This is a genomic window from Treponema denticola (genome assembly GCF_024181605.1).
Lineage (GTDB): Bacteria > Spirochaetota > Spirochaetia > Treponematales > Treponemataceae > Treponema_B > Treponema_B denticola_B.
Genome location: NZ_CP054477.1, coordinates 86,504 through 113,066, shown reverse-complemented (window position 1 = coordinate 113,066; position 26,563 = coordinate 86,504). Strand labels below are relative to the sequence as shown.

Genomic DNA, 26,563 nt, shown 5'->3' with positions numbered 1-26,563 from the left:
ATATCCATAAGAGTTTATAGCTTAGATTTAAAAGATTTAAGACTCTTGCCTATTTATCAACATTGTTGTATAGTAATGATATGAAAAACTCAACTACACCTAAACGTTCCGAGATCGCCAAAAGCGACAAATGGAATATCGAATTACTTTTTAAGAATGAAGAAGAATGGGAAGCAGCCCTTGCTTCTATTCCAGAAGGCGGAAAAGAAATCTTAAAATATAAAGAAGCTTTTTCCAAGCCTGAAACGATCGATGCGGCAACCCTGCTTGCCTGCCTAAAGGCTTCAACGGGGGTTGATAGAATTGCGGAAAAGGTCGGAAACTATGCCTTTTTGCAAAAATCTTCAAACGAGGGCGACCCCGAAAACATCAAACGAATAAGTAAATACATGATGACCGTTACAGAGCTTTCGGCTGCCACCAGCTGGCTCATGCCTGCCATCATGGAAATCCCTGAAGAAAAAATCCGCTCATGGATTGACCCTTCAAGCCCCACAGGAAAAGGCTTTGCCGATTTTAAGGTTTCCTTAGAAAAGACCTTGCACCTAAAACCCCACACCCTTTCCGACAAGGAAGAAAAGATTTTAAGCCTTTTAAGCGAGCCCCACGGCACACCGAGCCAAGCCTTTTCGGTTCTAACCAACGTAGACTTTGATTTCGGTACAATCACAACAAAAGAAGGAGACATAAAATTAACTCAATCTTCTTATTCAAAGTTTATGCAAAATCCCGACAGAGCTCTGCGGGAAAAAGCCTATAAGCAGCTTTACGGCGTATACGGTGCACATAAAAATACAATCGCAAGCCTGTACACGGGACAGGTTCAGCAAAATGTCGCCCTTGCAAAAATACGGGGCTATGCTTCTGCCAGAGAAAAATCCCTCTATGTAGACAAGGTGCCTACAGCCGTTTATGACAACCTCATAGATACCATTCATAAGAATTTAAAACCCTTACATAAATTCTACAGCATGTTAAAAAAACATTTAGGCCTAAAAGAACTCCGCCACTATGATGTTTACATGCCCTTAGTCAGCGAGGTAAAAAAAATTACCCCTTATAACGAAGCCGTTGACATCATCACCGATGCCCTAAAACCTCTCGGAGAAGAATATGTTAAAACAATCCGAAACGGCCTTTTAAACGGCTGGGTAGATAAATACGAAAATGAGGGCAAACGCTCAGGAGCCTTTTCGGCAGGCGGATATGACAGCGATCCCTACATTCTTATGAACTACAAAGAAGATGTTATCCGTGATGTATTCACCCTTGTACACGAGGGCGGGCACTCCATGCACTCATGGTATTCGGTAAGAAACAACCCCTACCCCTGCTACCACTACACAATCTTTGAAGCCGAAGTTGCCTCTACCTTTAACGAGGAGCTTTTATTCAGGCACATGCTTAAAACAAGTACCGACCCGAAAATGAGAGCCTATCTTTTGAGCGTCAGAGCCTCCGATATTCTTGCAACCCTCTACAGACAAACCATGTTTGCAGAGTACGAAAAAATTACTCACGCACTCGTCGAAAGCGGCACACCTCTTACGGTCGAAAATTTAAGAAGCGAATACAGAAAACTTTTGGAGCTCTACTTCGGTCCCGAAATGGTATTTGAAGATGTAAGCGATTTGGAAGGAATGAGGATTCCTCACTTTTACAGAGCCTTCTATGTTTACAAATATTCAACAGGTATTTCAGCCTCGATGGCTCTTGCCGAAAGAGTTTGCTCAGGCGGCGACAAAGAAAGAGAAGACTACTTTAAGTTCTTAAAATCGGGAGGATCACGCTATCCGATTGAATCCTTAAAACTTGCAGGTGTCGATATGGCAAGTCCGGCTCCGGTACAGGCAGCATGCGATAACTTTGCAAAGATTGTAGACGAACTCGAAAAAGCTCTTGAAGAATTAAAAAAATAAAACCCAAGGGACTTTAACAAAGATGATTAAGGAAAATGAAGATAAGCTGCTTAATTCCGATTTGTTTAAAGCCTTTTTAAAAAAAGACCTTAACCGCTGTGATTTTATATCGCAGTGGTTAAGTGCTCACAATGTTCCCCACAGCATAGTAAACCTTGCACAAAAAAAACACATCATCATAAAATACCCTGCACAATTTTATGATAAGAACTTTAAAATGAAAACCCTTACAGCCCACTATGACAGGGCTCCCGATACCCAAGGAGCTAACGACAATTCAGCCTCTTGTTTTATCCTCATGAACTTTGCAAAAAAACTATGCTCTTACACAAAACCTCACAACATAAAAATCATCTTTACGGACGGGGAAGAAGCAGGAGCCGCAGGCCTTAAAGAACAAGGAGCATACACTCTCGGAACAGGATTAAAAAAGCTTAAAATGGATGGGGACGATATCTTTGTATTCGATATGTGCGGAAGGGGCGATACCCTAATCCTTTCACGTTCCGGAATTTTCGGACGGGATAAAGCAAAGACAAAGAGGCTCGACGAGCTGCATAAGAGGGCCGAACTCCTAGCTCAAAGAGCTTGTCCCAATCAATGGCTTTCAATGCTTACGGCTTACAGCGACAATGCAGGCTTTATCGCTGCCGGCCTTTTTGCACAGGTCATAACCGTTCTTCCAAGAAAAGAAGCCGAGACTCTTTTACACTGCCTCCCGAAAGAAAAACTCACCGGACAAAACAAAACTGCCATGGGCGAGCTCACGGACATGGTAATAAAAAATCAAAAACCGCCTCAAGGCTCCCCCTTCGAAAAAATAATTCCATTTACATGGCAGTTAATGCATACCGCTGATGACAAGATTGAAACTCTTAATAGCGAAGCCTTTACCCTCACCGAAAAATATCTTACAGCCTTGGCAGAGAATTACCGCTAAAATTTAAAACCCCTTAACTATATCTTAAAAATCTTCTATAATAGAGGGGTATGAGTTACGAACCTCCATTTAAAATTACGTCAAAAGCTATAAATTTGATTTCTCAAATATCCGCAGACATTGAACGCTTCAAAATAAGACTTGAACAAGAAGACGGTGTAAGACTGCGTAAAATAAACCGAATGAAAACGATACAAGGCTCTCTTGCAATTGAGGGTAATACATTAACCGAAGAACAGGTTACTGCCTTAATTGAGGGGAAACATGTTATAGCTCCCATGCGAGAAATTCAAGAAGTAAAAAATGCAATTAAGGTTTATGAAAAATGTATGTCCTTCAATCCTTATAAAGAAAAAGACTTATTAAAGGCTCATGGAATTTTGACTATGGGTCTTCTCGATAATCCGGGACACTTTAGAAAAGGAGGAGTCTGTATAGCCGGAAAAAACGGCATAAGTCACATAGCCCCGCCAGCCGATCGAGTTCCATTTTTAATGAGCGATCTATTTGATTGGCTTAAAAATAGCGATTACCATCCCCTTATAAAAAGCTGCGTTTTCCATTATGAGTTTGAGTTTATTCATCCGTTTGAAGACGGAAACGGAAGAATGGGACGCTTATGGCACTCCAGAATTCTTGCAGATTGGAATCCTATATTTATTCACCTCCCCATCGAAAATATGATTTTAAAAAATCAAGCGGCATATTATAAGGCACTTGAGCAAAGCACGGATAAAAACGATTCGGGTATTTTTATAGATTTTATGCTTGAAATAATAGTCAAAACAATGAAAAATAGCCGCAAAAAGAGTACTGTAAATGAGACTGTAAATGAGACTGTAAATGAGACTGTAAATCCGATAATAAAATACCTAAAAGAAAATCCTGAAATATCGTATGAGCAGCTTGCCGAAAAAATGGGAAAATCGAGGGCAACCATAAGCCGAAAAATTTCGGAGCTAAAAAAAGCAGGTATAATCAAACGCATCGGTGCCGATAAAAACGGCTATTGGCAAATCGTAGATAAAAAATAGTCAAAAATTTGAGCCATGCAGGCTTCGAACCTGCGACCCACAGATTAAGAGTCTGTTGCTCTACCAGCTGAGCTAATGGCCCGCAAAACGAGTCTTGATTATATAAGAATCTAAAAAAAAAGTCAATGCTATACCGAAGAAAAATCGTTTTTTTTCATATAGACTAAGCCTCAAAATAGTGATATTATCAAAGGATATGTACAACATAATCATCATTGGGGCAGGAGTCGTAGGCGCCTGCATTGCACGGGAACTTTCCAAGTACGAATTAAAAATAGCCGTCCTCGAAAAAGAATTGGAATTCGGCTGCGGTACAAGCAAAGCCAATAGCGGAATTATTCACGGGGGCTATGACGCAAAGGAAGGCTCTTTAAAGGCAAAGCTAAATGTAAGAGGTAATTTTTTAGTGCGCAGCTTAAAAGAAAAATTGGATCTGCGCTTTAAACAATTAGGCTCTCTGGTTATAGCCTTTAACGAAGAAGATCAAAAAGAACTTTCCACCCTCTACGAACGAGGTTTAAAAAACGGAGTTGAAGGCTTGGAAATCTGGAACAGGGAAAAGCTTTTAAAGGAAGAACCCAATGTTTCAAAAGAAGCCTTGGGAGCCCTCTACTGCGGAACAGCCGGAGTCATCTGTCCCTTCGATATGACGGCAGCCTTTATGGAAAATGCCGTAATAAACGGAGTTGACTTTCTTCCCGAAAACGAAGTTACCGCAATTGAAAAAGAAAATGAAGCCTATACAATTAAAACCAAATCAAGCAAAACGGAACAAAATGTTTTTAAAACCAAGCTGGTGATAAATGCAGCGGGACTTTACTCCGATAAGATTGCAAAGATGGCAGGAGATGATAACTTTAAAATTCTCCCCCGCCGCGGGGAATACCGCCTCTTTGATAAAAGCTATACCAAGCTTGTAAATCACATCTGTTTTCAGGCCCCCTCAAAGATGGGAAAGGGCATCTTAGTTCTTCCCTCCTATCACGGGAATTTTTTAGTCGGTCCTTCAGCAGAAAATATCGACGATGCCGAAGACACATCCGTTTCAGCCCAAGGTTTGGCTCAGGTAGAAGAAAAGGCTCTAAAAACCGTACCCTCCCTCAATTTTAAAAACACCATCCGTATTTTTGCAGGGGTCAGGGCAAGACCCGATACGGGAGACTTTATGATATATGCTTCAAAAAATTCCAAGGGAATTATACACGCAGGCGGAATCGAATCGCCTGGGTTGAGCTCGGCTCCCGCCATCGGAGAATATGTTGCAGAGCTCGTAAAAAAAGAAGCCGATGACTTAAAAATCCCCTTCAATAAAAAGAAAAATTTTAACGAAAATCGAAGAGCAATCAGACATTTTGCCGAGCTTAGTGCAGAAGAACAGGATTCTCTTATAAAAGAAAATCCGCTCTACGGCCATGTTATCTGCCGCTGCGAAACCGTAACCGAAGCAGAAATCGTCGAGGCCATTCACCGCCCTGCGGGAGCCCGCACGGTTGACGGCATAAAAAGGCGGGTACGCCCCGGTTCGGGAAGATGTCAGGGAGGCTTTTGCGAGCCCCATGTTCTCCAAATCCTTTCAAGAGAATTAAAAATCCCTATCGAAAAAATTCAAAAGGACAGAAGAAATTCTCCGATTGTTTACGGAAAACTAAAGGGCGGTGCGGAATGATAAACATAAACGATAAAAAAGATTGCAGCAATTGCAATAACGAATACGAGGTCGCCGTTATAGGCGGAGGCCCTGCAGGTTTGGCGGCAGCCCTCGAAGCCAAAAAAAACGGAGCATCTTCCGTTCTTATAATAGAAAGGGATTTTGAACTCGGCGGAATCTTAAATCAATGTATTCATGCAGGCTTCGGCCTTCACGAATTTAAAGAAGAATTAACCGGTCCCGAATATGCAGAACGCTTTATAAACATGGTAAAAAAAGAGGACATAGATATCCTCCTCAATACAATGGTAATAGACTTAACAAAGGAAAGAGAAATTACCATCATCGGCACACAAGGATTAAAAAAAATAAAAGCCGGAGCCGTAGTGCTTGCTATGGGCTGCCGAGAGCGCACGGCAGGAGCCATCGCACTAAAAGGTTACCGCCCATCCGGCGTTTTTAATGCAGGCATGGCCCAACGCCTTATGAACATCGAAGGTCTTTCTGTCGGAAAAGAAGTAGTAATCTACGGCTCAGGAGATATCGGTTTAATCATGGCCCGCCGCATGACATTAGAAGGAGCCAAGGTAAAGGCAGTTGTCGAAATCATGCCCTACTCAAGCGGCCTAAACCGGAACATAGCCCAATGCCTTGAAGACTACGGTATTCCTCTTTTTTTAAGCCACAGCATATCCTGCGTCCGCGGAAAGGACAGGGTTACGGGAGTTACAATAGCCCAAATAGATTCTTCCTTTAAGGAAATCCCCGGAACCGAAAAAGAATTTTCCTGTGATACGGTGCTCCTTTCCGTAGGTCTAATCCCCGAAAACGAACTTACCCAAAAGGCAGGCGTAGCTCTCAACCCGATAACGAACGGAGCCTTTGTCGATAACGGAATGGAAACCGAAACAAGCGGAATCTTTGCCTGCGGAAATGTTCTACATGTTCATGACATTGTAGACTTTGTTACAAAAGAAAGCAGAACTGCCGGAAAAAACGCAGCCCTTTTTGCTCAAAAAAATAAAAAGGGAGAAAGCACGGAAAACAAATTTGGCACAAATACCTCCGGCTCCGCTTTTATTAAAACAATAGCTAAAAAAGGAATCCGCTACATTGTTCCGAATAAAATAAATACGGGGAACATCGACGGAGCATCCCTCTTTATGAGAGTTGACTCGGTTTATAAAAATGCCCGCCTGATAATTAAATCGGGTGAACAAATTCTTGCACAAAAGAAAACAAGTCAGATGGTTCCGTCCGAGATGATCAACATTCCCTTAAACTTTATTACTTTAAAGACCCTAACCCAAGACATAACTGCGGAGGTAATTTTAGATGAATAGAGAATTGATAAAAGAAAAATTTACATGTGTGTCCTGTCCGCGGGGCTGTAAACTTTCGGTATTTAAAGAAGAGTCGGGAGAAATTACCGTTACAGGAAATTTATGCAAGGGCGGCGAACTTTACGCAATGCAGGAAATTAAGGACCCTAGAAGAAACATCAGCTCGACCGTAATAATCGAGGGCGGAGTTCTTTCCTCCCTTCCCGTAAAAACCTCAAGCCCAATTCCTAAGGCCTTAATCTTCGATGTAATGAAAGAAATAAACACCGTCAAAACTCAAGCTCCTAAAAAGATGGGCGATGTGATAATTGAAAATGTGCTGAACACAGGAATAGATATAGTCGCAAGCCGCTCAGTAAGGGTTAAAAATGGAAAGGCCGATTAAAATACATGAGGGAACCTTTTATTACTCTAAGCATAAGGTTTTTCAAAACCTCAATATTGAAATCCTTGCACAAAAAGTTACCTGTATTTTAGGCGAATCGGGGGCCGGAAAAACTACCCTCTTAAAAATTATTTCAGGGAATCTTGAATTAAAATCGGGAAGAATAGAAAATCGGCCGGCTCGCGGAAGCTATGCAATGGCCTATCAAGACATGCGCCTTATTCCTCATCTAACTGCCGTAGAAAATATAGAATATGTTTTGGATTCAAAAAATTCTTCAAAACTTGAAAATAAAAAAAAGGCTCTTTTTTATTTAGAAGCTTTAGGCCTTTCCGGCTTTGAAAACTTTTTACCCGCCGAGCTTTCAGGAGGAATGCAAAGGAGAACAGGACTTGCCAGAGCGCTAAGCTATCCCGCGCCGCTTCTTCTTCTCGATGAAGCATTCGATTCCCTCGACGAAAAAAATAAGTACAAGGTTGCCGATCTTTTTTTATCGATTGTCAAAAAAGAAAAGCGCACCGCAGTCTGCGTAACCCACGATGCACCCTTTGCAAAAAAAATCGCCGACAAGATAATTGAGATATAGTTTATCTAAAAAACATTCCAATAAATTCGTCTTTTTCGATTGCACCGAAATAGGCTTTTAAATCGGTTTCTGCAAGTTTTTTGTTTACGGCATTTTTTTCGTATTCGCAGCCTTCCAAGAGTTTTTCAATTTCGGCAACATCCTTTGTACCGAAAAAGTCTCCGTGAATTTTTAAATCGGAAATCTTTGCATTTTTAACGTTAAAAAACACCTCAATGCTTCCTATGGGGAACCTTTCATAGTGGGAGTATTCGGCCTTGGGAGAAGCTCCATAGTTCCATTCTTTAAGGGAAAACCTTTCGGCATATATTTTTTTTACCCCTTCAAGCTCCGAGGCGGAAAGTTTGTATTCTACAGGTTCTTGACCTTCAAGGTCAAAGATAGCTTTTAATAATTCGGCCTTAAAATCCGAAACCGAAATATCCCGCTTTAAGTGGGGCTTTATATTTGTAACCCTGGCTCGAACGCTTTTTACGCCCTTTGATTCAAGCTTTTCTTTACGCACATTAAGAGCTTTTGAAAGTTCTTCCAAGCGGACATCAAAAAGAATACAGCCGTTACTCAAAACTCTTCCCTGCCAAACCGACTGTGAAGCACCGATACATTTTTGTCCGTCTATAGTAACATCGTTTCTGCCGGAAAGCTCCGCCTTAACGCCGATTTTTTCCAAGGCATTTATAATCGGAATATAATAGCGTTTAAAATCAATCGTTTGATTTTCCTTTGTTTTTGCAACAAAAGAAAAATTTAAATTGCCGAGGTCATGATATACGGCCCCGCCTCCGGTTATGCGGCGGACAACCTTAAGATTATGCTCACTCACATAATCATCATTTACTTCCTGATAAGCATTTTGATTTTTACCTATAATTACGGCAGGCCCATTCTGCCATAAAAAAAAGTATTCATCGTTTTCAAGCGGCAGATGCCTAAAACAATATTCCTCAAAAGCCAAATTATATTCAGGATCATTTGAATAAGTTTCTAAGTATTTCATAAAAGCATTGTACAATAAAATAAATTTTTATTCAATATAGAAATTCCAAAAGAAGTTTTAGAGTCACCCTATATCAATTGGTTATTTACATATTTTTCATATAGAGCATGAGTTTTTAAAAGCTCCTCATGGGTACCGATTCCGGTTATCTTACCTCCGTCCAAAAATACAATCTTATCCGCACTGGTTACCGTTGAAAGACGATGAGCAATGATTACTATAGTTTTTTCGTTCTTTATAGAATCTAAAGTAGTTTTTACCAAAAGTTCATTTTCACTGTCCAGGCTCGCAGTTATTTCATCAAGGAGGAGAATATCCGGCTGTTTGATTAAGGCCCGTGCAATCATTAGGCGCTGAAGCTGTCCGCTTGAAAAGTTGCTTCCCTTTTCTTGCACAATGGTATTTAACTTTTCGGGTAAGCTGTTTACATAATCATATATACCTGCTTTTTTAAGAGAGGCTTCTACAAGTTCGGATGGAACAGGGCCGTCATTCCCGTAAGTAAGATTGTTAAGAATACTGTCTTCTGTCGTTGAGCTTATTTGCTGAACATAGCTTATTTTTTTACGCCAGTCCTTTAAATCAAATTCGTTTATATCGGTGTTTCCAATACTGATCCTTCCTTCATACTCATTATAAAAGCGTTCCAACAAACTAAAAAGAGTAGACTTACCGCTTCCGCTCGGGCCTACAATGGCTATAGTTTTTTTAGGCTCTATCTCTAAAGACAAGTCCTTTAAAATTACCGCTTCGTCATCATATTTAAATGAAACATTATCGAATTTAATGCTTTCGGTTTTTAAAACATCGCCCACCGGTCTTGTTCCGGTTTCTTCGGTTTCAAGTTCAAATATTTTTACGATATTATCCGATATTTCATTTAAGCTTTTTATGTCCTTAAAAAAGTTTCCTATATTAACCATGGGTGTAATTATTTGAAAAAGATATAAACAAAATGCGATCAAAGCACCTATGGTCATTTCATTTTTAGCAACCAACGAACCGCCGTATACAAAGATAAAAAACAAATTTAGTATAAAGATTGTCATAATGACAGGCTCTATACCGGCTTCAATCTTAACGGATTTAACCGATAATTTTTTTACTTCCGTATTTAAATTACCTATCCGCGTTGCTTCGGTTTTTTCGGCTGTATAACTTTTAACAAGTTTTATTTCTAAAAAAATACTGCTTAACGCACCGATAAGCTTATTGAGAGCTTCTTGATTTTTTTTGTACACCTTAGAGTTCATAGAACTGATAGGTGAAATAACTATAACAAGAGCAAGCAAAGAACCCATCATCACTAATGTGAGTTTCCAGCTTAAAACAAAAAGAACCGCAACACTTATGGAACTTATAGCTATCGATATCAGATGCATTGTAGTTGAAGTAAACAGGTCTTTTATTTTTTCGGTAAAGTTTAATATCTCGCTGCTTAATTCACTGGAATTTTTTTTGTTAAAAAATTTCATTTTAACACCGAAAATATGGTCTGCAATACCGGAACGCAGCTTAGAAATCCACACAATTGCACATTTGTTAAATATATATCTGCCTATAACGCTTACCGCTGCCGACACCAAAACCGCACAGGTTAATGTTATAAGATATTGTTTGCTTTCGTTTCCATCTAAAATAAGTTTAGCAAACCAAGGGATTGCAAAACTTACAACCGTTCCAAGTCCGACCAAGACACAGGCAAAAACAATAGATCCCACATTTATAGGAACCCTTTTTTTTAACTTCTTAAATGCCGATTTATCCATAAATTAAGTTCTCCTCAACAAACTTTTATACAAAGCCATCTTATCAATTTCAGTATAAATATTCAATAGCGGTATATGTGCAATAAAGCCGTAATTATAAATTTACCATCAAAAGATAATTTATCGAATCTTCTTAAAATGAGTTTTAAATCTTTTTCTTTATCTTTAATATCAGAATTTTCTATAAGAAACATTAAAAGAAGAAGTTCATATTCCGCATTTTCTTTTAAATTATTATAATGATATGAAAATTCTATATCCGATATTAAAGCCGATAATTCTTCTTTTGAAAACGCGGCAGAAAAACACAACAAAAAATAAATGTCAGAAAAAGAAAAAGGAGTTTTTTTGCCGTTTATTATTTTTATCAAATTTTTATAATAATCTAAATTTTCAAGATGTTTATTTTGAATAAGGTCCTTTAATAATCCGGCGGCAGGATCTTCGGTAAAAGTTAAAAATTCTTTTTTATCTATGTACTCAGGAATAGGAGTATCTAAAAAAGATTCTTTAAACTGTGTATCGCTTAATAAACGGCCGGCAGCTATATAATTAAAGATATATGAGCGAGGGATGTCTTTAAATATTAGCCAATCACTAACCTGTTTTTTTGAAAAAAAATTATTTACTTCAGGGCAAAAAAAAGCATCTTTACCCATAAGTTTAGTATAAATTGAAAAAGTTTTAATAGATAGCAAATATGTTTTTAATGTTATACCTAATCTTGCTTTTTTGTGATACTTTTTTGAATACTTTTCGTATAAATGTAAGTCCATAATGTTTTACCTCAATAAAGAAATAACAAGCATTTGATGATATATCTTATTAAATTGCTTATTCAGTATTATACTTATACCGCACTTATTTATATTTTGTTCCAAAAAAGCATCCAACAATACATAAGAGTTGTCTTTTATTTTTCCGTCAAGCTCAATATTCAATAATTGACTTACCAATATTAATTCTGCAATTAAATCTATATTTTTTTCCGTTATCATTCTATCTAAAAGACTGTGAATAACAGCTCGCAGGTATTCTAAATTATCCGATAAAATTTGATGTTTACTCCTTCCCAACATAGTGAGATACATAATTTCATGCGTGAGTTCATATATATCCATTATTTCAAAATTGCAGACTGAAAGTTTTTGATGTATAAGAGTATTTTCCAGTATCTTGTCATCCGGCAATTTAATTGAAAGAGAATTATTTAATAAAGATAGATACATAGAAAATTCCAGCTGTTCTCTATACGATAATAAATTTACACTATCCAATGCCGTTTTTGTAAAATTTTGCTCTTTATTAAAAAAAATCATTAAAATGATCTTGCCGAAATCTTTTTGTGAAATGCTGTTAAAAATCGGTTTCTTTTTTTGGATGTTTTTTAATTTAAAAGATATTTCGCTGTCTAATTCATCATTATGATTTTTAAAAATAAAAGTAAAAAGCAATTCGGCTGAGACTTTATACACAAAACCTAATTTATATGAGATTTTTGCCAATTTTAGAAAAGTCATTAAATTAGATTTTATCCAACTTAACGATTTTTTACTTAAATTCTGATACATAATTTTACACCAAAGGAATGACAGTGTTCAAAACGAAATTATCTATATTTTCAACAAGGTCATCAGCCCACTGTACAAGGATATAATGATTATCTTTATTAGCGATAAAAATACCGCCGGAAAAAATTGCTTCGGTCAATAGATCATCAGTTGAAAATCTTTTTTTCGCATAGGGTCTAAATACCTTTTTAAAAAATTTAAGCATTTCCTATCCTTATCTTTAAAATTCATCCTTGGAAATAACTATACCCCCCCCCACAAAAAAAGTCAAGTCTTTATTACAAAAATATTATATTTTTAATAAAATCTTAAAATTTGTAATAATATGGACAAAATCAGTTTTTATAAAGTTTCAAATCTCCCTAATTCTCCTTATCCCCTCCTGTTCCGTTGATTTATAATCATAAAACTTTTAAACCTGAATTTATTAAAATTCCTTTTACCTATAAAATAAGAAATTAAAATAATAAGTAAAGAAATAATATAAACCGCAAGAAGAAACAAAGGATACGATACTCTTTCAAAAAAAGATTTTATCAATTCCAATTTAGGCAAATCTGAAATCATCATCATAGATAATGAAGGAAATAAGCCGTATCCTACAATCATAATAATAAATCTGAGAAGGCCGCCTTTAATGGACAAGGCTGATAAGATCATACTAAAAGCAATTATAAACGGAAACAAAATGTGCCCTATAAAAATCATAAATTTAAGATCCCATATCGGAATAAAAATATTTATTAAAAATAAAATAAGACCTAAAAACATAAGCGCAAAAAAGGAAGTAAAAATCGAATAAATAAGTTTAGCTTTAAAAAATTCTTTTCCCCTTACCGGCGTTAAGATAAAAACCAAAGTTTGATCATATAGACTAAACTGATTTGTAATAAGGCCATAACAAAAAAATATTAAACCTTGAAAAAACAATATCTTCATTGCCAATGGTATTGGAATCAGCATACCGATAATCATTTCGATAAAACCTATTAAACAAAAAATTCCGCCCAACACAAAATTTACACTATGCATAGAATTAAATATTATAGCCTTTGTTTTTTTCATTTTAGATTTTTCTCCTCGTATAAAAATACATAATATCTTCAAGACTTGCATCTTCGCAAACCATTCCGGTGAATTTTTGATTTCCCTTATCCGAAACCAAAACCTCATAAGCATAGTCGGTTTTTCTATAACCGATATAATCATTACTATACAATGACTTAAAAGCTTTTTCATCTATTTTTAAAAGCCCGTAATTTTTATTTATATTTTCTAAAGAAGAATCAAAAACTTTTTTACCCTCGCTTATAAAAATAATCTCATCGCAAATTTTTTCAAGCTCATTTGTTTGATGGCTCGAAATTAAAATCGAATGATTTTCATCGAGCATAAAGTTTCTTAAAAGATCTAAAAATTCTTTTTTAGAAACGGGATCTAAAAAATTAAGAGGCTCATCTAAAATCAAAAGCTCTGCCCCGTGGGAGAGGGCTATAGCAATTTGAAGCTTTTGCATAGTTCCCGAAGACAAGGCAGCCAAAAATCTTGAAGGATGAATTTTAAAATCGTTTAGATATTTTTCATAAAGCTCCTGATTCCAATTTTTATAAATTCCCGCTAAAAATTTTCCTGCCTTTTTAGCCGTATATAATGGAGAAAAGAAATTATCGTTTATAACAAAACCTATCTTTTCCTTTATTTCTATATTCTCTCTTTTAAGCTCTTCACCAAAGAGGAAAACTTTTCCGCTTTCAGGCAAGTACATATCAAGAAGCAGGCGGATAAGGGTTGTTTTCCCTGCACCGTTTTCTCCTATCAAACCCGTAACGCAGCCCCTCGGAACCGAAAAAGAAATATCGTTTAATGAAAAAGCTTTTTTACCGCGTCCTATCGAAAATTTAAGTTTTTCGATTTTTAATACATCATCGGATATCATAAACACCCCCTATAAGCCTAATAAATACGCCTAAGGATTTCATATAAATCCTCAGCATTTAGATTAATTTTTTTTGCTTGACCGCAAACTTCTTTTAATTTTTCTTCAATGCTTTTTTTTATTGATTTTTCAATCTTTTTAAAATTTACATCGGCAACAAAATACCCCTTCGCAGGAACCGAATACAAAAAGCCCTCGCGGGCCAAGTCTTCATAAGACCGCTTTGTAGTGATGACGCTCACACGCAAAGAGGCTGCCAAGGCCCTCATCGAAGGCATCGGCTCCTCTTTTTTTAAAGAGCCTGATAAAATTTGATTTTTTATCTGTTCTGAAAGCTGCTCATAAAGAGGAATCCCTGAAGAATTATTTAAAAAAATATTCACTCTTACTCCGCCTCCTGTTATTCTGTATATATTAAATATATACAGAATAACAATCTTTGTCAAGAGGAAAATTGAAAAAATAAAAACTTCTTGACAATTTATATAAAAAGCATAGAATAAATTACTCTAAGGAGAAACACAATGAAGACATTTATGGTTATTTGGTTCGGACAATTTATTTCGATGTTAGGTTCGGCTCTTTCTGCCTTCGGACTAGGAATATGGATTTTTCAAAAAACTGGGAGTGCCGCATCTTTTGCAATGAGTGCAGTATGCACGGTCTTACCGGCTTTATTGTTTGCCCCTTTTGCAGGCTCAATTGCCGATAGAAAAAAACGTAAGGCTATTATTCTCCTTACCGACAGTATCGATGCCTTTTTAAAAATTTTAATAGTTACCCTTCTCATCTTTAACAAACTTGAACTCTGGATGGTCTACCCGTTGGTATTTATTTCAGGGACATTGGGCGCCTTTCAGAATCCGGCTTTTGGTGCATCTATCCCCATGCTTGTACCTTCCGATAAACTTACACGAGCTAACGGACTTTTACAGTTTTCATCTGCAATACAAAATTTATTAGCTCCTGTTATTGCAGGCTTTTTATATCCTCTGATAGAATTAAAAGGATTATTTATCATCGACTTTGTTTCATTCTTTTTTGCTTTAGCTTCCATTGCTTTTATAAAAATACCTCAGCCCTCAATCGAAAAAACAAAGGACTCTTTAGTTTTAGCAGCTTTTAAAGATCTGCAATATGCATGGAAATATCTTATACAAAAAGAAGGCTTAATGCAGCTGATAGTTTTTTTTGCTTTTTTAAATTTTATTGCAAACCTTTCAATGATTTTGTTAGGCCCGCTTATGATGAGTGTTTACAACTCTCAAGCTTACGGTAATGTACAAGCCGGTATAGGCCTTGCCATGCTTTTAGGAGGACTTTGTTCAAGCCTCATCCCCGATACTAAAAATAAAATAAAACGTATTCTTTTAATATTATCCTTGTGCAGCATAGGGCCTATAATTTCAGGAACAACAGTCAACCGGATTATCATTACGGGCGGCTTTTTTATCTTTATGTTTCCCGTTCCATATGTAAACACTCTCCTCATGTCTATTTTTCAAATTAAGATAGAAAGAAATGTTTTAGGACGAGTCGGTGCTCTTATGACTGCCATTTTAGCGGCAATTACACCGATTGCATATCTATGTGCAGGCCCCCTTGCCGATTATGTTTTTGAACCTCTTATGAATGAAAAGGGCAGAGGCATAGGCCTCATCTTTATTATATCTGGAATCTTGCTGATTATAAGCTGTCTTCTCATGCGTTTAAACAAAACCGTAACAAGCATCGAAAAAAGGCTGCCCGATTATGTAGATAATCAATAAGCATTCAAACACTCCCTCAATCGTAAAAACTTATATTGAAAATCAAGACCGGTTAAAGAGTTAAAATTCTTATCGCGGTCTTGATTTTTGAGTCCATTCTCATTATACTTGTCAGATAGTTGATTGAAAACAGCTAAAGGAAAAAAAATGAAAAAGGCCATCGTAATTGCAAGTTTCGGTACAAGCTATGCCGAAACAAGAGAAAAAACTATTGATACTATAGAAAAAGAAGCAGCCGGCAGGTTTAAAGATTATGAAATTTTTAAAGCCTATACTTCAAACATGGTTAGAGCCATTCTTAAAAAAAGAGACTCCATCAATGTTGCATCTCCCAAAGAGATTATCCAAGAACTAAAAGAAAAAGGCTTCTCCGAAATTTACATACAGCCGACCCACATAATTCCGGGAGAAGAATATGAAAAGCTGCAATTTGAAAATACAGTTTTGGGTCAACCCCTCTTACATGAAAATGCAGACTTAGATGAAATTATAAAAGCTCTCGAATTAAAAAAGCCCGAAGATGATACGGCAATAGTTTTTATGGGACACGGTTCTTCACATGAGGCAGATAAATTCTACGAGATCATGCAAAATAAACTCAATTCGCAAGGCCTTGAAAATGTCTTGATAGGAACAGTTGAAGGCTCCGTAGAGCTAAAGGATATCTTACCTATTCTTGCCGAACGCAAAATAAAAAAAATTGAGCTTTATCCGTTCATGATGGTTGCAGGCGACCATGCCCACAACGATATGGCAGGAGATGAAGAAGACAGCTGGTACACCATTTTAAAAAATGCAGGTTACGAGGTTAATGCCAATCTAAAAGGCTTGGGCGAATATCCTATGATCCGCGAAATACTTTATAATTCTTTAGAAAATACAATCAATTGCCGTAGAGGTTAAAATGAAAAATATTTTCGCAGTAGGAACAGGTCCGGGCTCTCCGGAGTATCTTACATTACAGGCAGTAAAAGCTCTTGAAAATGCAGACCTCATTTTTGCTCCCAACAATAAGGGAAAAAATATGGCCTTAGATACGGTAAAAGATTTTATAAAGAACAAAGAAGTTTTGTTTCTTGATTTTCCTATGGGCTTTGTATCTGAAGATGATTATAAAATTCAAGCCGAAAAAATACTTAAAAAAACAAAAGAAAATTCGAATACCGTTATTTTAACTATAGGCGATCCTATGATATACAGCACATTTATTTACATGATGCCCTATTTTAAAATACCGGAAATCAATTTGCAAATTATTTCAGGAATTCCTTCTGCAGTGGCTGCTGCAGGAAGAGCACAAATTCCTCTTGCCGAAAAAGCTGAGGTGCTTACAATTACCGATCATTTAAATGAAAAAATTTTAAATTCATCTTCATCTATAGCTCTTTTAAAAACATCTAAACAAAAAAATTTTATACTAAAAGAATTTGAAAAAAACGGATTTGACTATGTTTATATAAAAAGAGCAACAATGGAACATGAATCAATCCTCCCCAAAGATAAAAAAGAAAAAATTTTAGAAGATGAAGATTATATATCCTTAATCATCGCCCGCAAACAAAAAGGAAATTAGAAGATGAAAGGCATAATGATTTCCGCCCCGAACAGCAATTCGGGAAAAACTATCATATCTTCAGCCCTTCTTTATTCTTTAAAAAAAGAAGGCTTTGATATTTCCGCTTTTAAAACAGGCCCCGATCAAGTTGACCGTAAAATATTGGAAATCATCTCAGGCAAAAGAGCCGGAAACCTTGACCCCTTTATGATGGGTCAAAATGGAATGGAGTTTTCTCTCAATATTTCAAACTCGGAATACGCCCTTATTGAGGGAGTGATGGGCTGCTTCGACGGAATGGGAACTACCTCGGAAAATTCTTCCTTTGATACGGCAGAAAAAATCGGAAGCGATATTGTTTTGGTTTACGCACCTCAGGGTGAAATGTTTACGCTTATTCCAAAACTAAAAGGAATGATCGAATTTTCAAAAAACAGAATAAGGGGAATTATACTTAATAAACTCAGCCCCAAACTTTTTCCTCTTTATAAAAAAATGATTGAGGATAATCTTGAACTGCAAGTCTTAGGCTTTTTTCCTAAAGTTTCCGAATTTGAAATTGAAGAATCAGGACTCGGCCTCGACATAGACGAACGGCTAAAAGATGAAAAATTTTTAGATGTTCTATATAAAATTGTAAAAGAAAATATAGATATTCAAAAACTTTTAAACTTATTTCAGCCTCTTAAAACAGGGAACAAGATCGAAATAAAAAAAACGAATACACGCACTGCAATCGCAATGGATGAGGCCTTTAATTTATATTATTCCGAAAATATCTTTTTACTTGAAAACAGCACTGAGATAAATTATTTTTCTCCCCTTAAAGATACGGAGCTGCCGGACTGCGGCTTTCTATATTTCGGAAGCGGCCAAATAAATAAATACAGGGATGCTCTTTCTCAAAATATTAAAATAAAAACAACAATCAAAAAGTTTGCTGAAGACGGCGGAAAAATCCTAGCTGAAGGCGAAGGGCTATCCTATCTTTTTGAAGAACTTGACGGTTTTAAAATGTGCGGAATTTTTCAAGGTTCGGTTGAGAGCACAAGCACCCTGCAAAATTTCGGATATAAACAGCTTGAATTTATGCAGGACTGTATTTTAGGAAAAAAAGGAACAATCTTAAATGCAGCCGAATATCATAAATCAAAAGCAACAACCGAAATTCTTCCTATTTTCACAGTTAAAAAACCTTGTTCAACTTTGAGTTTTAAAGATGCTTATGTATACAAAAACTGTTTAGGCCTTTTTCAAAACATCCATTTTATATATAATCTTGAAAATTTTTATAATCTGATACAAAATTAGACGGTAAATTTTATTTTTCTAAAAAAAATATAGACTTTTTCTTTAGAATATAATACAATACAGTTATGGCAGAAAAAAATAAATATAAAGAGCTGTCAAAAGAACAAATTCTCATCAAAATACTCGAAACGGAATCTTTGATACACAGCGTTCAAGACGTTGATGTTCTTTTAGAACAAATACTTACCGAGGCTCGGAGTGTTGTAAATGCCGATGCCGGTTCAATATATATAGCTGAAGGGGATAGACTTGCCATAAGATATGCACAGAATAACACCCTGCAAAAAAAACTTCCGGCAGGAACAAAGCTTCCTTACATTTTTTTCGATTTTCCTATAGACAATTATACAATAGCCGGATATGCTGCAAATACAAAAAAACTTATAAATATTCCGGATGTCTACAATATTGATGCCGATAAGCCTTTTAAGTTCGGCAAAGCTACGGATGAAAAAACAGGCTATAAGACCGTTTCCAATTTAACCATCCCCATTCTTTCTATGTCGGGGATGGTCTTGGGAGTCATTCAAGTTTTAAACGCTCTTGATAAATACGGCAAACTGGAAACATTTTCCCACGATGATGAAATTTATTTAAGTCATTTTGCTTCAAACGCGGGAATAGCCCTTGAACATGCTTTTGTAACAAGGGCAATGGTTATGCGTATGATCAAAACGGCTGAATTACGCGACCCGAGAGAAACGGGAATGCATGTAAACAGAGTTGCGAACTATTCGGTTGAAATTTATGATAGATGGGCATTTAATAACGGCATTCCTATGTCCGAACAAACAAAATACCGTGACTCGCTAAAAATTGCATCGATGCTTCATGATATTGGAAAGGTTGCAATTTCGGATCTGATTTTAAAAAAAGCCGGAAAGTTAACCGATGAAGAATTCTCGGTTATGAAAACCCATACATGGTTGGGAGCCCGTTTGTTCATTGGGAACGATTCCCCTCTTGATAAACTCTCAATGGAAATAGCTCTGCGCCATCACGAAAACTGGGATGGAACAGGTTATCCCGGCCACATTGATATAGAAACGGGAGCCCCGCTAAAAAAAGATAAAAAAACAGGCTGTGCACAAGGACTTAAAGGAGAAGAAATTCCCCTTGGTGCAAGAATTGTCGCAATGGCCGATGTCTACGATGCACTATCCTCAAAACGATCCTACAAAGACTCTTGGACCGAAGAAGACATACTTGAAGAATTAAAAAAAATGAGCGGAAAGAAATTCGATCCGGAAATAGCAAAAGCCTTTTTTGAAGTGCTTGACAGAATCCAAGCAATTAAAGCCCATCTTACAGATGAGTAGTTTTTTAAGTTCTAAAATAAAATATATAGATAATCAATAAACCCAAAGAGCCTATGACAAGGCTGTAAACCCACCAAGGAAGAGGATCATCATACCTATTGGATTTATAATTTGTGCGGTATTCTTTTAGTTTATTCCTATGATATTTTTTTGTATTCTTATTAGAGTCAGAGCTTATAGCAAAGCCGCAAGAGGGGCATCCGTTTACAAATTCATCCGTATGCCCCATATAATTACAAGAAGGGCATCTTACCGAAGCGAAAAAACGTCCGCAATGGGGACATACCTTTGTGTTACGCTTTACCTCTTGCCCGCAGTTTTCACAAAAAAACTTAGGCAAATGCCCTTTTTCTATCTTTCCCATAAAACCTTAGTGTTTGCATGTTGAACATGAAGATGAAGAACAACCCGAACAACCGCCTGATGCAGCCTTTGGAGAAGAAGAATCGTTTACATAAAAACCGGATCCTCTAAAGTTAATTCCTAAGCCTCCCGAAATAACTCTTCTTACAGGCTTACCGCACTCGGGGCAAACAGATACGGGTTCATCACTCATTCTCTGAAAAACCTCAAAATCATGACCGCAAGAATCGCAAACATACTCATATGTTGGCATCTTTAAACTCCCATTTAATAATTATATAAAGACTTTATTATTTCAATAATTTTAGATTCAGTAACTGGTCTGTTTTCTATAATCAGCTTATTTTCTTCAAGTCTTACATCAGCCTTAAGCTGTTTTTTAAAAAATAATTTCAATAAGGAAGCCGTCATCATGTTTTGTGTTTCAATACTCAAATCATAAAGATATTCATTTTCAACTTCCGAATTCTTTTTTAAGTACATCTCTATTACGCCGACAGGAAGCCCAAGCTGAACCCCTATTATCTGTCCTAAAAAAAAGTCCCCGTTTTTTACAAAGAGCCCTATATCCTGAGAACCGGAATTTACAAGGTCATCAAACCGTTGCGGAAAAATGGCTTCCTCAGGTTTACTCAACTTTCCTAAAAAAACTTCCATACTTTGCCTGTCATCAGGGCCCATAACCAGACAGGCTATTTGAGGAGAAGGAATTGAAACATCAACATAGGACGACTTATAATACTTATACTTTTCCTTTGTTTTTTTAGGTTCCCATCCGTTATTCTTCTTAAAAATGCTGTCAGTCACTCCATACGGATATTTACCGGTAGAACAAATCCTGATTTCCGTAAGTCTGTCTTTTATAAATACCCCCGAATATACGGCTGTGGTTCGGCTCAAGGCCTGTTTCATGGAGTCTCCGCCGACAGAAGCCAAAATAGGTTCTGCTATTTTTTTATTTTTCTCGATAGGCATATAAATATACATATCGGCACCATCGCCTATCATACCGAAGGGACTTACTACTCCGGGAAGAGGCGGTGCAGTCTTACATGAAGCAAAAACCAAAATAAAAATGAGTACAGCAAGGGTATTTCTAATTATTCTTTTCAATTCCAATCTCCCATTCATAATCGCCGGCTTCAACAAGGCTTGTTTTAATGGAACCGAGCTTTGTCAATTCTCCGGTTTTAAGCCAAGAAGATTGCACAGTCAAGGTTTCATCACAAACATAGTCCTTAAAAAGCTCAAAAGCTTTTTCCAGCTCTTTATTATCGGCATTTTTTTGAGAGGCTGAAAGATAAAGTTTAATTCTATCGGTAACATCAAGGCCGCATTCCTTACGCAAGGTCTGAATACCTCTTACCAAGTCCCTAATATAACCTTCCATTAAAAGTTCTTCAGTCAGCTCGGTATTAAGACCTACGGTTAGGGTTCCTTCATTTACTATTTTTAAGGAGGCCTTTTCGATTCTATTTATCACAATTTTATCGGCGGTTATTTCTACCGATTTTCCTTCGATGTCGATACTTAAAGTAGCTCCCTCCATTATGTTTTGGATTTCACTTGAATTCATCTGTTCAATTATGGCAGCAGCCTTTTTCATAAGAGGGCCTAATTCTTTTCCGAGAACTTTAAAATTAGCCTTGGCCGAATATTCTACAAGCTCATCTTCTTTTTCGTGGAAGATAACCTCTTTAACATTGAGTTCCTCGATTATGCTTTCTTCCATTTCCAAAAGAACTCTTTTTTCTTCGGGATTGAGAGTTACTATTTCGACTGCCTTTAGGGGCTGCCTTATCTTTAAGTTAAACTGATAACGCAGGGCTCTTCCCATTGAAACGGCCTTTTGAACCGTCTTCATTTTAAATTCCAGCTCACTGTTTCTTATCTTTGCGTTGTACTCGGGATAGTCTGCAAGATGGATAGAAAGAGCATCGCTTTCGGTCCGTAAATTCTGCCAAATGCTTTCCGTAATAAACGGCACTACCGGAGCTGCAACAAGAGAAAATTTCTTTAAGGCACGGTAGAGGGTTTCATAGGCTTGAGCCTTGTCCCCGTCATTTTCGCTTTTCCAAAAGCGTCGGCGGGAACGGCGGATATACCAGTTATTTAAAAGGTCAATATATTCAACCATCGGCGGAATAGCTTGAGCAAGATCATACTTGTCGAGAGCTTCCGTTACGTCGGCAACAAGCTTTTCGGTTACCGATAAGATCCACAAGTCTAAGGGATTATTTAATTTAGCTAAAAATTCTTCTACACCTTCATCCTTTCCGTCAACCTTTGCATTATGAGGAGGCTTTATTCCATCGATATTGGCATAGGTTATATAGAAACTGTAACTGTTCCAAAAAGGAATTAAGATTCCTTTAAGAACATCCCGCACTCCTTCATCAGAATATTTTAAATCGTCAGCCTTTACAACATTTGAATTCATCAAAAAGAGGCGAAGGGCATCGGCTCCGAATTGTTTTATAACCTCGTTAGGGTCGGTGTAGTTGCGTAAGGACTTTGACATCTTCTTACCGTCCTCGGCAAGCACAAGTCCGTTTACAATACAGTTTTTAAAGGCCGGCTCATCAAAAAGAGCTGCCGCTAAAATCGTTAAAGTATAAAACCATCCGCGGGTCTGATCCAAACCTTCGGAAATAAAATCGGCAGGGAAGTTTTTTTCAAAGTGTTCTTTGTTTTCAAAAGGATAGTGCTGTTGAGCATAGGGCATCGAACCCGACTCAAACCAGCAGTCCAAAACTTCAGGCACACGCTTCATTGTTCCATTACATTTTTTACACGGAATATTTATCTTATCGACAAAGTGCTTGTGCATATCTTCAGGGAACACGCCTGAAAGCTCTTTTAGCTCCTCCCTGCTTCCTACACAAATTGTTTCGCCGCAATCGGCACACTTCCAAATAGGAATGGGATTTCCCCAATACCGGTTTCGGCTGATAGCCCAGTCACGGGCTCCTTCAAGCCATTTTCCAAAGCGGCCTGTTTTTATATGATCGGGCTGCCAATTTATTTTTGAGTTAGCATTAAGAAGCTTATCCTTTATCTTTGTAACCGAAACAAACCAGCTTGCAACGGCCCTGTATATCAATGGGCTTGAGCATCTCCAGCAATGAGGATAGGAGTGTAAAATCTGAGCCCGCTTAAAGAGCTTGCCTTCGGCTTTTAACCTTTCCATAATTTGCTTGTCTGCATCCTTTACAAAAAGGCCTTGGTAGTCGGAAACTTCATGAGTAAATTTACATTCAGCATCAACCGGACAAATAGTCGGAACTCCGGTATCTTTAAATATCCTGTTATCGTCTTCACCGAAGCCGGGAGCCGTGTGAACAATTCCCGTTCCGTCCTCGGTTGTAACAAAGTCGCCTATCAAAATCCTAAAGGCACCATGCCCCGCTTCAGCGTTTTTTCCATTCTCATCTGCGGCGAGGTTTTTAAAATAAGGAAAGAGGGGCTCATACCTTAAGCCTTCAAGTTCTGCACCCTTCTTTGTCCAAATCAGCTTATACTCTTTTGCTTCTTCTTTTCCGCTTTTTGCAAAATAGGCTTCAAGCCGAGGCACGGCCATTATATAGTGAGCTCCATCATATTCTATTAAGGCATAGTCGATTTCCGCACCCACAGCAAGACCGAGGTTACTCGGCAAAGTCCAAGGAGTGGTTGTCCATGCCAAAAGATAGGTATCGGAAGGAAGAGCGTTTTTCCCCTCAAAGGTCTTTCCTGCAGGAGAAGTCTTTACAGGCGAAAGAACCTTAAAGCGTACGGTTATTGCAGGGTCGTGAACATCCTTATATCCGCCTAAGTTAAGCTCATGGTTTGAAAGAACCGTAGAACACCTCGGACAATAAGGGAGAATATAGTAGCCCTCATATAAGAGACCTTTTTCCCACAAACTTTTCATAATCCACCAAATAGATTCCATAAAGGCGGGTTCCATGGTCTTATAATCGTTTTCAAAGTCAACCCAGCGTCCTAAGCGGGTAATCGTTTGTTTCCACTCTTTTACATAACGCAAAACGCTTGCACGGCAGGCTTCGTTAAATTTATCTATACCGTATTTTTCTATATCGGTTTTCGAATTGAGTCCCAGTTCTTTTTCAATCAAATTTTCAACGGGAAGACCGTGGCAGTCCCACCCGAAGCGGCGTTCAACCCTAAAGCCCTTCATTGTCTTATATCGCGGAATAATATCCTTAATTGTTCCGGGAACAAAATGGCCGAAGTGAGGCAGCCCTGTGGCAAAGGGCGGGCCGTCAAAGAAAATATAATTATCCCGTCCGTCACGTGATAAAACGGACTTTTTAAATACATCGTTTTTTTGCCAAAATTTTAAGATATCTTCTTCTTGTTTTGCAAAATCGACCTTCGGGTCTACGGGTTTATACATTAAAAAACTCCAAAATAAAAAATTATAGTTAAGAATTATACTATTTTTTTTTAAATTGTACAACGCCTCCGTCAAACTAAAAAATTCAAAGTTCTTGATTTTTTTTCAAAAAAATTATAGTATTAACAAATTTATTTTTGAGGTGATCTATGGCTTTTTTTTATGATGAACCTTCGCATACATTCAGCGAATATTTATTGGTCCCGCGCCTTTCGGGAATCGAGCACATTCCTCAGGCGGTTTCTCTTAAAACGCCTTTAACAAAATATAAAAAAGGTAAAGAGCCTAAAATCAGCTTAAATATTCCTCTTGTTTCGTCGATTATGCAGTCCGTTTCCGATCACAATATGGCTATTGCACTTGCACGGGAAGGAGGTATTTCCTTTATCTTCGGCTCGCAATCAATTGAAAGTGAAGCCAAGATGGCAGCAAAAGTAAAAAACTATAGAGCAGGTTTTGTCGAAAGCGATTCAAACCTCACGCCTGAGCAAACTTTAAGCGATGTTTTAGACTTAAAGGACAGGACAGACCACACTACCGTTGCCGTAACCCATGACGGAACAGGACACGGAAAGCTATTAGGTGTGGTTACGGGAAGGGATTACCGCATAGGACATACCGATTTAAATACTAGGGTAAAAGAATTTATGACCCCTATCGAACGCCTCCATGTTGCCGAAGAAGGGATAAGCTTAAAAAAAGCCCAAGACATTATCTGGGAATATAAGCTCAATTCGCTTCCGATTCTTGATAAAAAAGGCTGTCTTGTTGCCTTTGTTTTTAGAAAGGATTATGAAAGCAATGCGGAAAACCCGCTCGAACTTCTTGATGAAAAAAAACGCTACATGGTAGGAGCCGGTATAAATACAAGGGACTATGAAGAACGAGTCCCCGCCCTTGTGGAAGCGGGAGCCGATGTACTTTGTATAGACTCATCGGACGGATTCAGCGATTGGCAAAAGCAAACTATTAAATTTGTAAAAGAAAAATACGGAGATTCAATTCCCATAGGGGCCGGCAATGTTGTAGATGCTGACGGCTTTAATTTTTTAGCGGATGCAGGTGCCGATTTTATAAAGGTTGGAATAGGAGGCGGTTCAATCTGTATTACCCGTGAGACAAAGGGAATAGGAAGAGGTCAGGCCACTGCCCTAATAGAGGTTGCCAAGGCCCGGGATGAATATTTTAAAAAGAAGGGCGTTTATATTCCTATCTGCTCCGACGGCGGAATCGTTTTTGATTACCACATAACCCTAGCCCTAGCTATGGGCAGCGACTTCTGTATGCTTGGACGCTACTTTGCCCGCTTTGACGAAAGCCCTACAAATAAGGTATTGATTAACGGAAACTATATGAAAGAATACTGGGGCGAAGGTTCTGCGAGGGCAAGGAACTGGCAACGATACGATTCGGGCGGAGAGAAAAAGCTTTCTTTTGAAGAGGGTGTAGACTCATACGTTCCCTATGCAGGAAAACTCCACGATAATGTTGCGGTAACCTTAAACAAAATACGCTCAACAATGTGTAATTGCGGGGTTTTAAGTATTCCGGAATTCCAGCGTGATGCAAAAATAACTTTAGTTTCTTCGGCAAGTATCATTGAAGGCGGACCTCACGATGTTGTCTTAAAAGACATGAGCCATTCTTCAAGCTCAAATTATTAAGTAGAGAGCCGCTCAAATTATTAAGTAAAGAGCCGCTCAAATTACTAATTAAAGA

Annotated in this window: 25 protein-coding genes and 1 tRNA gene; 13 read left to right on the top strand and 13 right to left on the bottom strand. The window is 37.6% G+C overall.

Going from position 1 to position 26,563, the window contains the following annotated elements:
- The first annotated feature begins 80 nt into the window (after positions 1-80).
- From pepF to E4N80_RS00525, 3 genes are read left to right on the top strand one after another with little or no spacing between them, the layout of a single operon-like run.
- Positions 81-1,919 carry an oligoendopeptidase F gene (pepF, locus tag E4N80_RS00535; protein WP_253699656.1) on the top strand — a complete coding sequence of 613 codons (1,839 nt, stop codon included), beginning with the start codon at positions 81-83 and terminating at the stop codon, positions 1,917-1,919.
- A gap of 22 nt (positions 1,920-1,941) precedes the next feature.
- Positions 1,942-2,859, top strand: a complete 918-nt coding sequence (locus tag E4N80_RS00530; RefSeq protein WP_253699655.1) for a M28 family peptidase — start codon at positions 1,942-1,944, stop codon at positions 2,857-2,859.
- 50 nt (positions 2,860-2,909) lie between these two features.
- Positions 2,910-3,893, top strand: coding sequence for a Fic family protein (locus tag E4N80_RS00525; RefSeq protein WP_253699654.1), 984 nt, complete (start codon positions 2,910-2,912; stop codon positions 3,891-3,893).
- A gap of 9 nt (positions 3,894-3,902) precedes the next feature.
- Here the strand turns inward: E4N80_RS00525 and E4N80_RS00520 are convergent.
- Positions 3,903-3,975 (bottom strand) — tRNA-Lys (locus tag E4N80_RS00520).
- A 114-nt stretch (positions 3,976-4,089) separates the two neighbouring features.
- Between E4N80_RS00520 and E4N80_RS00515 the strand changes: the two genes are divergently transcribed.
- The 4 genes from E4N80_RS00515 to E4N80_RS00500 are packed head-to-tail and all read left to right on the top strand — an operon-like array spanning position 4,090 to position 7,855.
- Positions 4,090-5,559, top strand: coding sequence for an NAD(P)/FAD-dependent oxidoreductase (locus tag E4N80_RS00515; protein ID WP_253699653.1), 1,470 nt, complete (start codon positions 4,090-4,092; stop codon positions 5,557-5,559).
- Positions 5,556-6,884: an NAD(P)/FAD-dependent oxidoreductase gene (locus E4N80_RS00510; RefSeq protein ID WP_253699652.1), complete on the top strand. Its 1,329-nt coding sequence runs from the start codon at positions 5,556-5,558 to the stop codon at positions 6,882-6,884. Before E4N80_RS00515 ends, E4N80_RS00510 begins: the two co-directional genes overlap by 4 nt.
- Positions 6,877-7,269, top strand: a complete 393-nt coding sequence (locus E4N80_RS00505; protein ID WP_253699651.1) for a DUF1667 domain-containing protein — start codon at positions 6,877-6,879, stop codon at positions 7,267-7,269. The genes E4N80_RS00510 and E4N80_RS00505 overlap by 8 nt, the downstream gene beginning before the upstream one ends.
- Complete coding sequence (locus tag E4N80_RS00500) at positions 7,253-7,855, top strand: ATP-binding cassette domain-containing protein (protein ID WP_253699650.1); 603 nt, start codon at positions 7,253-7,255, stop codon at positions 7,853-7,855. The genes E4N80_RS00505 and E4N80_RS00500 overlap by 17 nt, the downstream gene beginning before the upstream one ends.
- Position 7,856: 1 nt before the next feature.
- Here the strand turns inward: E4N80_RS00500 and lplA are convergent, their stop codons facing one another.
- The 8 genes from lplA to E4N80_RS00460 form a co-directional block, all read right to left on the bottom strand.
- Positions 7,857-8,852: a lipoate--protein ligase gene (lplA, locus tag E4N80_RS00495; protein ID WP_253699649.1), complete on the bottom strand. Its 996-nt coding sequence runs from the start codon at positions 8,850-8,852 to the stop codon at positions 7,857-7,859.
- Positions 8,853-8,920: 68 nt separating this feature from the next.
- Positions 8,921-10,621 carry an ABC transporter ATP-binding protein gene (locus E4N80_RS00490; protein WP_253699648.1) on the bottom strand — a complete coding sequence of 567 codons (1,701 nt, stop codon included), beginning with the start codon at positions 10,619-10,621 and terminating at the stop codon, positions 8,921-8,923.
- Positions 10,622-10,683: 62 nt separating this feature from the next.
- Positions 10,684-11,280: a hypothetical protein gene (locus tag E4N80_RS00485; RefSeq protein WP_253699647.1), complete on the bottom strand. Its 597-nt coding sequence runs from the start codon at positions 11,278-11,280 to the stop codon at positions 10,684-10,686.
- A gap of 123 nt (positions 11,281-11,403) precedes the next feature.
- On the bottom strand, positions 11,404-12,141 hold the full coding sequence (locus tag E4N80_RS00480; RefSeq protein WP_253699646.1) for a DUF6895 family protein: 738 nt from the start codon (positions 12,139-12,141) through the stop codon (positions 11,404-11,406).
- A 55-nt stretch (positions 12,142-12,196) separates the two neighbouring features.
- Positions 12,197-12,397 (bottom strand): hypothetical protein, encoded by a 201-nt coding sequence (locus E4N80_RS00475; protein ID WP_253699645.1) that lies wholly within the window; start codon positions 12,395-12,397, stop codon positions 12,197-12,199.
- 167 nt (positions 12,398-12,564) lie between these two features.
- Complete coding sequence (locus E4N80_RS00470) at positions 12,565-13,257, bottom strand: hypothetical protein (protein WP_253699644.1); 693 nt, start codon at positions 13,255-13,257, stop codon at positions 12,565-12,567.
- 1 nt (position 13,258) lies between these two features.
- Positions 13,259-14,128, bottom strand: coding sequence for an ABC transporter ATP-binding protein (locus E4N80_RS00465; protein ID WP_253699643.1), 870 nt, complete (start codon positions 14,126-14,128; stop codon positions 13,259-13,261).
- A 17-nt stretch (positions 14,129-14,145) separates the two neighbouring features.
- Positions 14,146-14,511: a GntR family transcriptional regulator gene (locus E4N80_RS00460; protein ID WP_044957574.1), complete on the bottom strand. Its 366-nt coding sequence runs from the start codon at positions 14,509-14,511 to the stop codon at positions 14,146-14,148.
- A 141-nt stretch (positions 14,512-14,652) separates the two neighbouring features.
- On the opposite strand from E4N80_RS00460, the gene E4N80_RS00455 reads away from it, so the two are divergent.
- The 5 genes from E4N80_RS00455 (at position 14,653) to E4N80_RS00435 (ending at position 20,082) form a co-directional block, all read left to right on the top strand.
- Positions 14,653-15,897 (top strand): MFS transporter, encoded by a 1,245-nt coding sequence (locus E4N80_RS00455; protein WP_253699642.1) that lies wholly within the window; start codon positions 14,653-14,655, stop codon positions 15,895-15,897.
- Positions 15,898-16,044: 147 nt separating this feature from the next.
- Positions 16,045-16,800 carry a sirohydrochlorin cobaltochelatase gene (locus tag E4N80_RS00450; RefSeq protein ID WP_253699641.1) on the top strand — a complete coding sequence of 252 codons (756 nt, stop codon included), beginning with the start codon at positions 16,045-16,047 and terminating at the stop codon, positions 16,798-16,800.
- Position 16,801: 1 nt separating this feature from the next.
- Positions 16,802-17,470, top strand: coding sequence for a precorrin-2 C(20)-methyltransferase (locus tag E4N80_RS00445; protein WP_253699640.1), 669 nt, complete (start codon positions 16,802-16,804; stop codon positions 17,468-17,470).
- A gap of 3 nt (positions 17,471-17,473) precedes the next feature.
- Positions 17,474-18,763, top strand: coding sequence for a cobyrinic acid a,c-diamide synthase CobB (locus E4N80_RS00440; RefSeq protein WP_253699639.1), 1,290 nt, complete (start codon positions 17,474-17,476; stop codon positions 18,761-18,763).
- 65 nt (positions 18,764-18,828) lie between these two features.
- The gene (locus tag E4N80_RS00435) at positions 18,829-20,082 is read left to right on the top strand and encodes an HD domain-containing phosphohydrolase (RefSeq protein WP_253699638.1); all 1,254 of its coding nucleotides are present in this window, start codon (positions 18,829-18,831) and stop codon (positions 20,080-20,082) included.
- Positions 20,083-20,086: 4 nt separating this feature from the next.
- On the opposite strand, the gene E4N80_RS00430 is transcribed toward E4N80_RS00435, so the two are convergent.
- From E4N80_RS00430 to ileS, 4 genes are read right to left on the bottom strand one after another with little or no spacing between them, the layout of a single operon-like run.
- Entirely contained in the window at positions 20,087-20,446 is a 360-nt protein-coding gene (locus E4N80_RS00430) for a zinc ribbon domain-containing protein (protein WP_253699637.1), read from the bottom strand.
- A gap of 6 nt (positions 20,447-20,452) precedes the next feature.
- Positions 20,453-20,698, bottom strand: coding sequence for an FmdB family zinc ribbon protein (locus E4N80_RS00425; RefSeq protein WP_253699636.1), 246 nt, complete (start codon positions 20,696-20,698; stop codon positions 20,453-20,455).
- 14 nt (positions 20,699-20,712) lie between these two features.
- Complete coding sequence (locus tag E4N80_RS00420) at positions 20,713-21,558, bottom strand: TP0453 family lipoprotein (protein WP_253699635.1); 846 nt, start codon at positions 21,556-21,558, stop codon at positions 20,713-20,715.
- Positions 21,542-24,844, bottom strand: a complete 3,303-nt coding sequence (gene ileS / locus E4N80_RS00415) for an isoleucine--tRNA ligase (protein WP_253699634.1) — start codon at positions 24,842-24,844, stop codon at positions 21,542-21,544. Before ileS ends, E4N80_RS00420 begins: the two co-directional genes overlap by 17 nt.
- A gap of 149 nt (positions 24,845-24,993) precedes the next feature.
- Between ileS and E4N80_RS00410 the strand changes: the two genes are divergently transcribed.
- Positions 24,994-26,508, top strand: a complete 1,515-nt coding sequence (locus E4N80_RS00410) for an IMP dehydrogenase (protein ID WP_253699633.1) — start codon at positions 24,994-24,996, stop codon at positions 26,506-26,508.
- Positions 26,509-26,563 lie beyond the last annotated feature (55 nt).

Coding starts and splice junctions, on each gene's coding strand:
- E4N80_RS00480 (WP_253699646.1), bottom strand. CDS start 12,141: ATGACTTTTCTAAAATTGGCAAAAATCTCATATAAATTAGGTTTTGTG.
- E4N80_RS00455 (WP_253699642.1), top strand. CDS start 14,653: ATGAAGACATTTATGGTTATTTGGTTCGGACAATTTATTTCGATGTTA.
- E4N80_RS00465 (WP_253699643.1), bottom strand. CDS start 14,128: ATGATATCCGATGATGTATTAAAAATCGAAAAACTTAAATTTTCGATA.
- E4N80_RS00440 (WP_253699639.1), top strand. CDS start 17,474: ATGAAAGGCATAATGATTTCCGCCCCGAACAGCAATTCGGGAAAAACT.
- lplA (WP_253699649.1), bottom strand. CDS start 8,852: ATGAAATACTTAGAAACTTATTCAAATGATCCTGAATATAATTTGGCT.
- E4N80_RS00435 (WP_253699638.1), top strand. CDS start 18,829: ATGGCAGAAAAAAATAAATATAAAGAGCTGTCAAAAGAACAAATTCTC.
- E4N80_RS00510 (WP_253699652.1), top strand. CDS start 5,556: ATGATAAACATAAACGATAAAAAAGATTGCAGCAATTGCAATAACGAA.
- ileS (WP_253699634.1), bottom strand. CDS start 24,844: ATGTATAAACCCGTAGACCCGAAGGTCGATTTTGCAAAACAAGAAGAA.
- E4N80_RS00425 (WP_253699636.1), bottom strand. CDS start 20,698: ATGCCAACATATGAGTATGTTTGCGATTCTTGCGGTCATGATTTTGAG.
- E4N80_RS00490 (WP_253699648.1), bottom strand. CDS start 10,621: ATGGATAAATCGGCATTTAAGAAGTTAAAAAAAAGGGTTCCTATAAAT.
- E4N80_RS00525 (WP_253699654.1), top strand. CDS start 2,910: ATGAGTTACGAACCTCCATTTAAAATTACGTCAAAAGCTATAAATTTG.
- pepF (WP_253699656.1), top strand. CDS start 81: ATGAAAAACTCAACTACACCTAAACGTTCCGAGATCGCCAAAAGCGAC.
- E4N80_RS00500 (WP_253699650.1), top strand. CDS start 7,253: ATGGAAAGGCCGATTAAAATACATGAGGGAACCTTTTATTACTCTAAG.
- E4N80_RS00475 (WP_253699645.1), bottom strand. CDS start 12,397: ATGCTTAAATTTTTTAAAAAGGTATTTAGACCCTATGCGAAAAAAAGA.
- E4N80_RS00445 (WP_253699640.1), top strand. CDS start 16,802: ATGAAAAATATTTTCGCAGTAGGAACAGGTCCGGGCTCTCCGGAGTAT.
- E4N80_RS00450 (WP_253699641.1), top strand. CDS start 16,045: ATGAAAAAGGCCATCGTAATTGCAAGTTTCGGTACAAGCTATGCCGAA.
- E4N80_RS00530 (WP_253699655.1), top strand. CDS start 1,942: ATGATTAAGGAAAATGAAGATAAGCTGCTTAATTCCGATTTGTTTAAA.
- E4N80_RS00515 (WP_253699653.1), top strand. CDS start 4,090: ATGTACAACATAATCATCATTGGGGCAGGAGTCGTAGGCGCCTGCATT.
- E4N80_RS00410 (WP_253699633.1), top strand. CDS start 24,994: ATGGCTTTTTTTTATGATGAACCTTCGCATACATTCAGCGAATATTTA.
- E4N80_RS00505 (WP_253699651.1), top strand. CDS start 6,877: ATGAATAGAGAATTGATAAAAGAAAAATTTACATGTGTGTCCTGTCCG.
- E4N80_RS00485 (WP_253699647.1), bottom strand. CDS start 11,280: ATGGGTAAAGATGCTTTTTTTTGCCCTGAAGTAAATAATTTTTTTTCA.
- E4N80_RS00470 (WP_253699644.1), bottom strand. CDS start 13,257: ATGAAAAAAACAAAGGCTATAATATTTAATTCTATGCATAGTGTAAAT.
- E4N80_RS00430 (WP_253699637.1), bottom strand. CDS start 20,446: ATGGGAAAGATAGAAAAAGGGCATTTGCCTAAGTTTTTTTGTGAAAAC.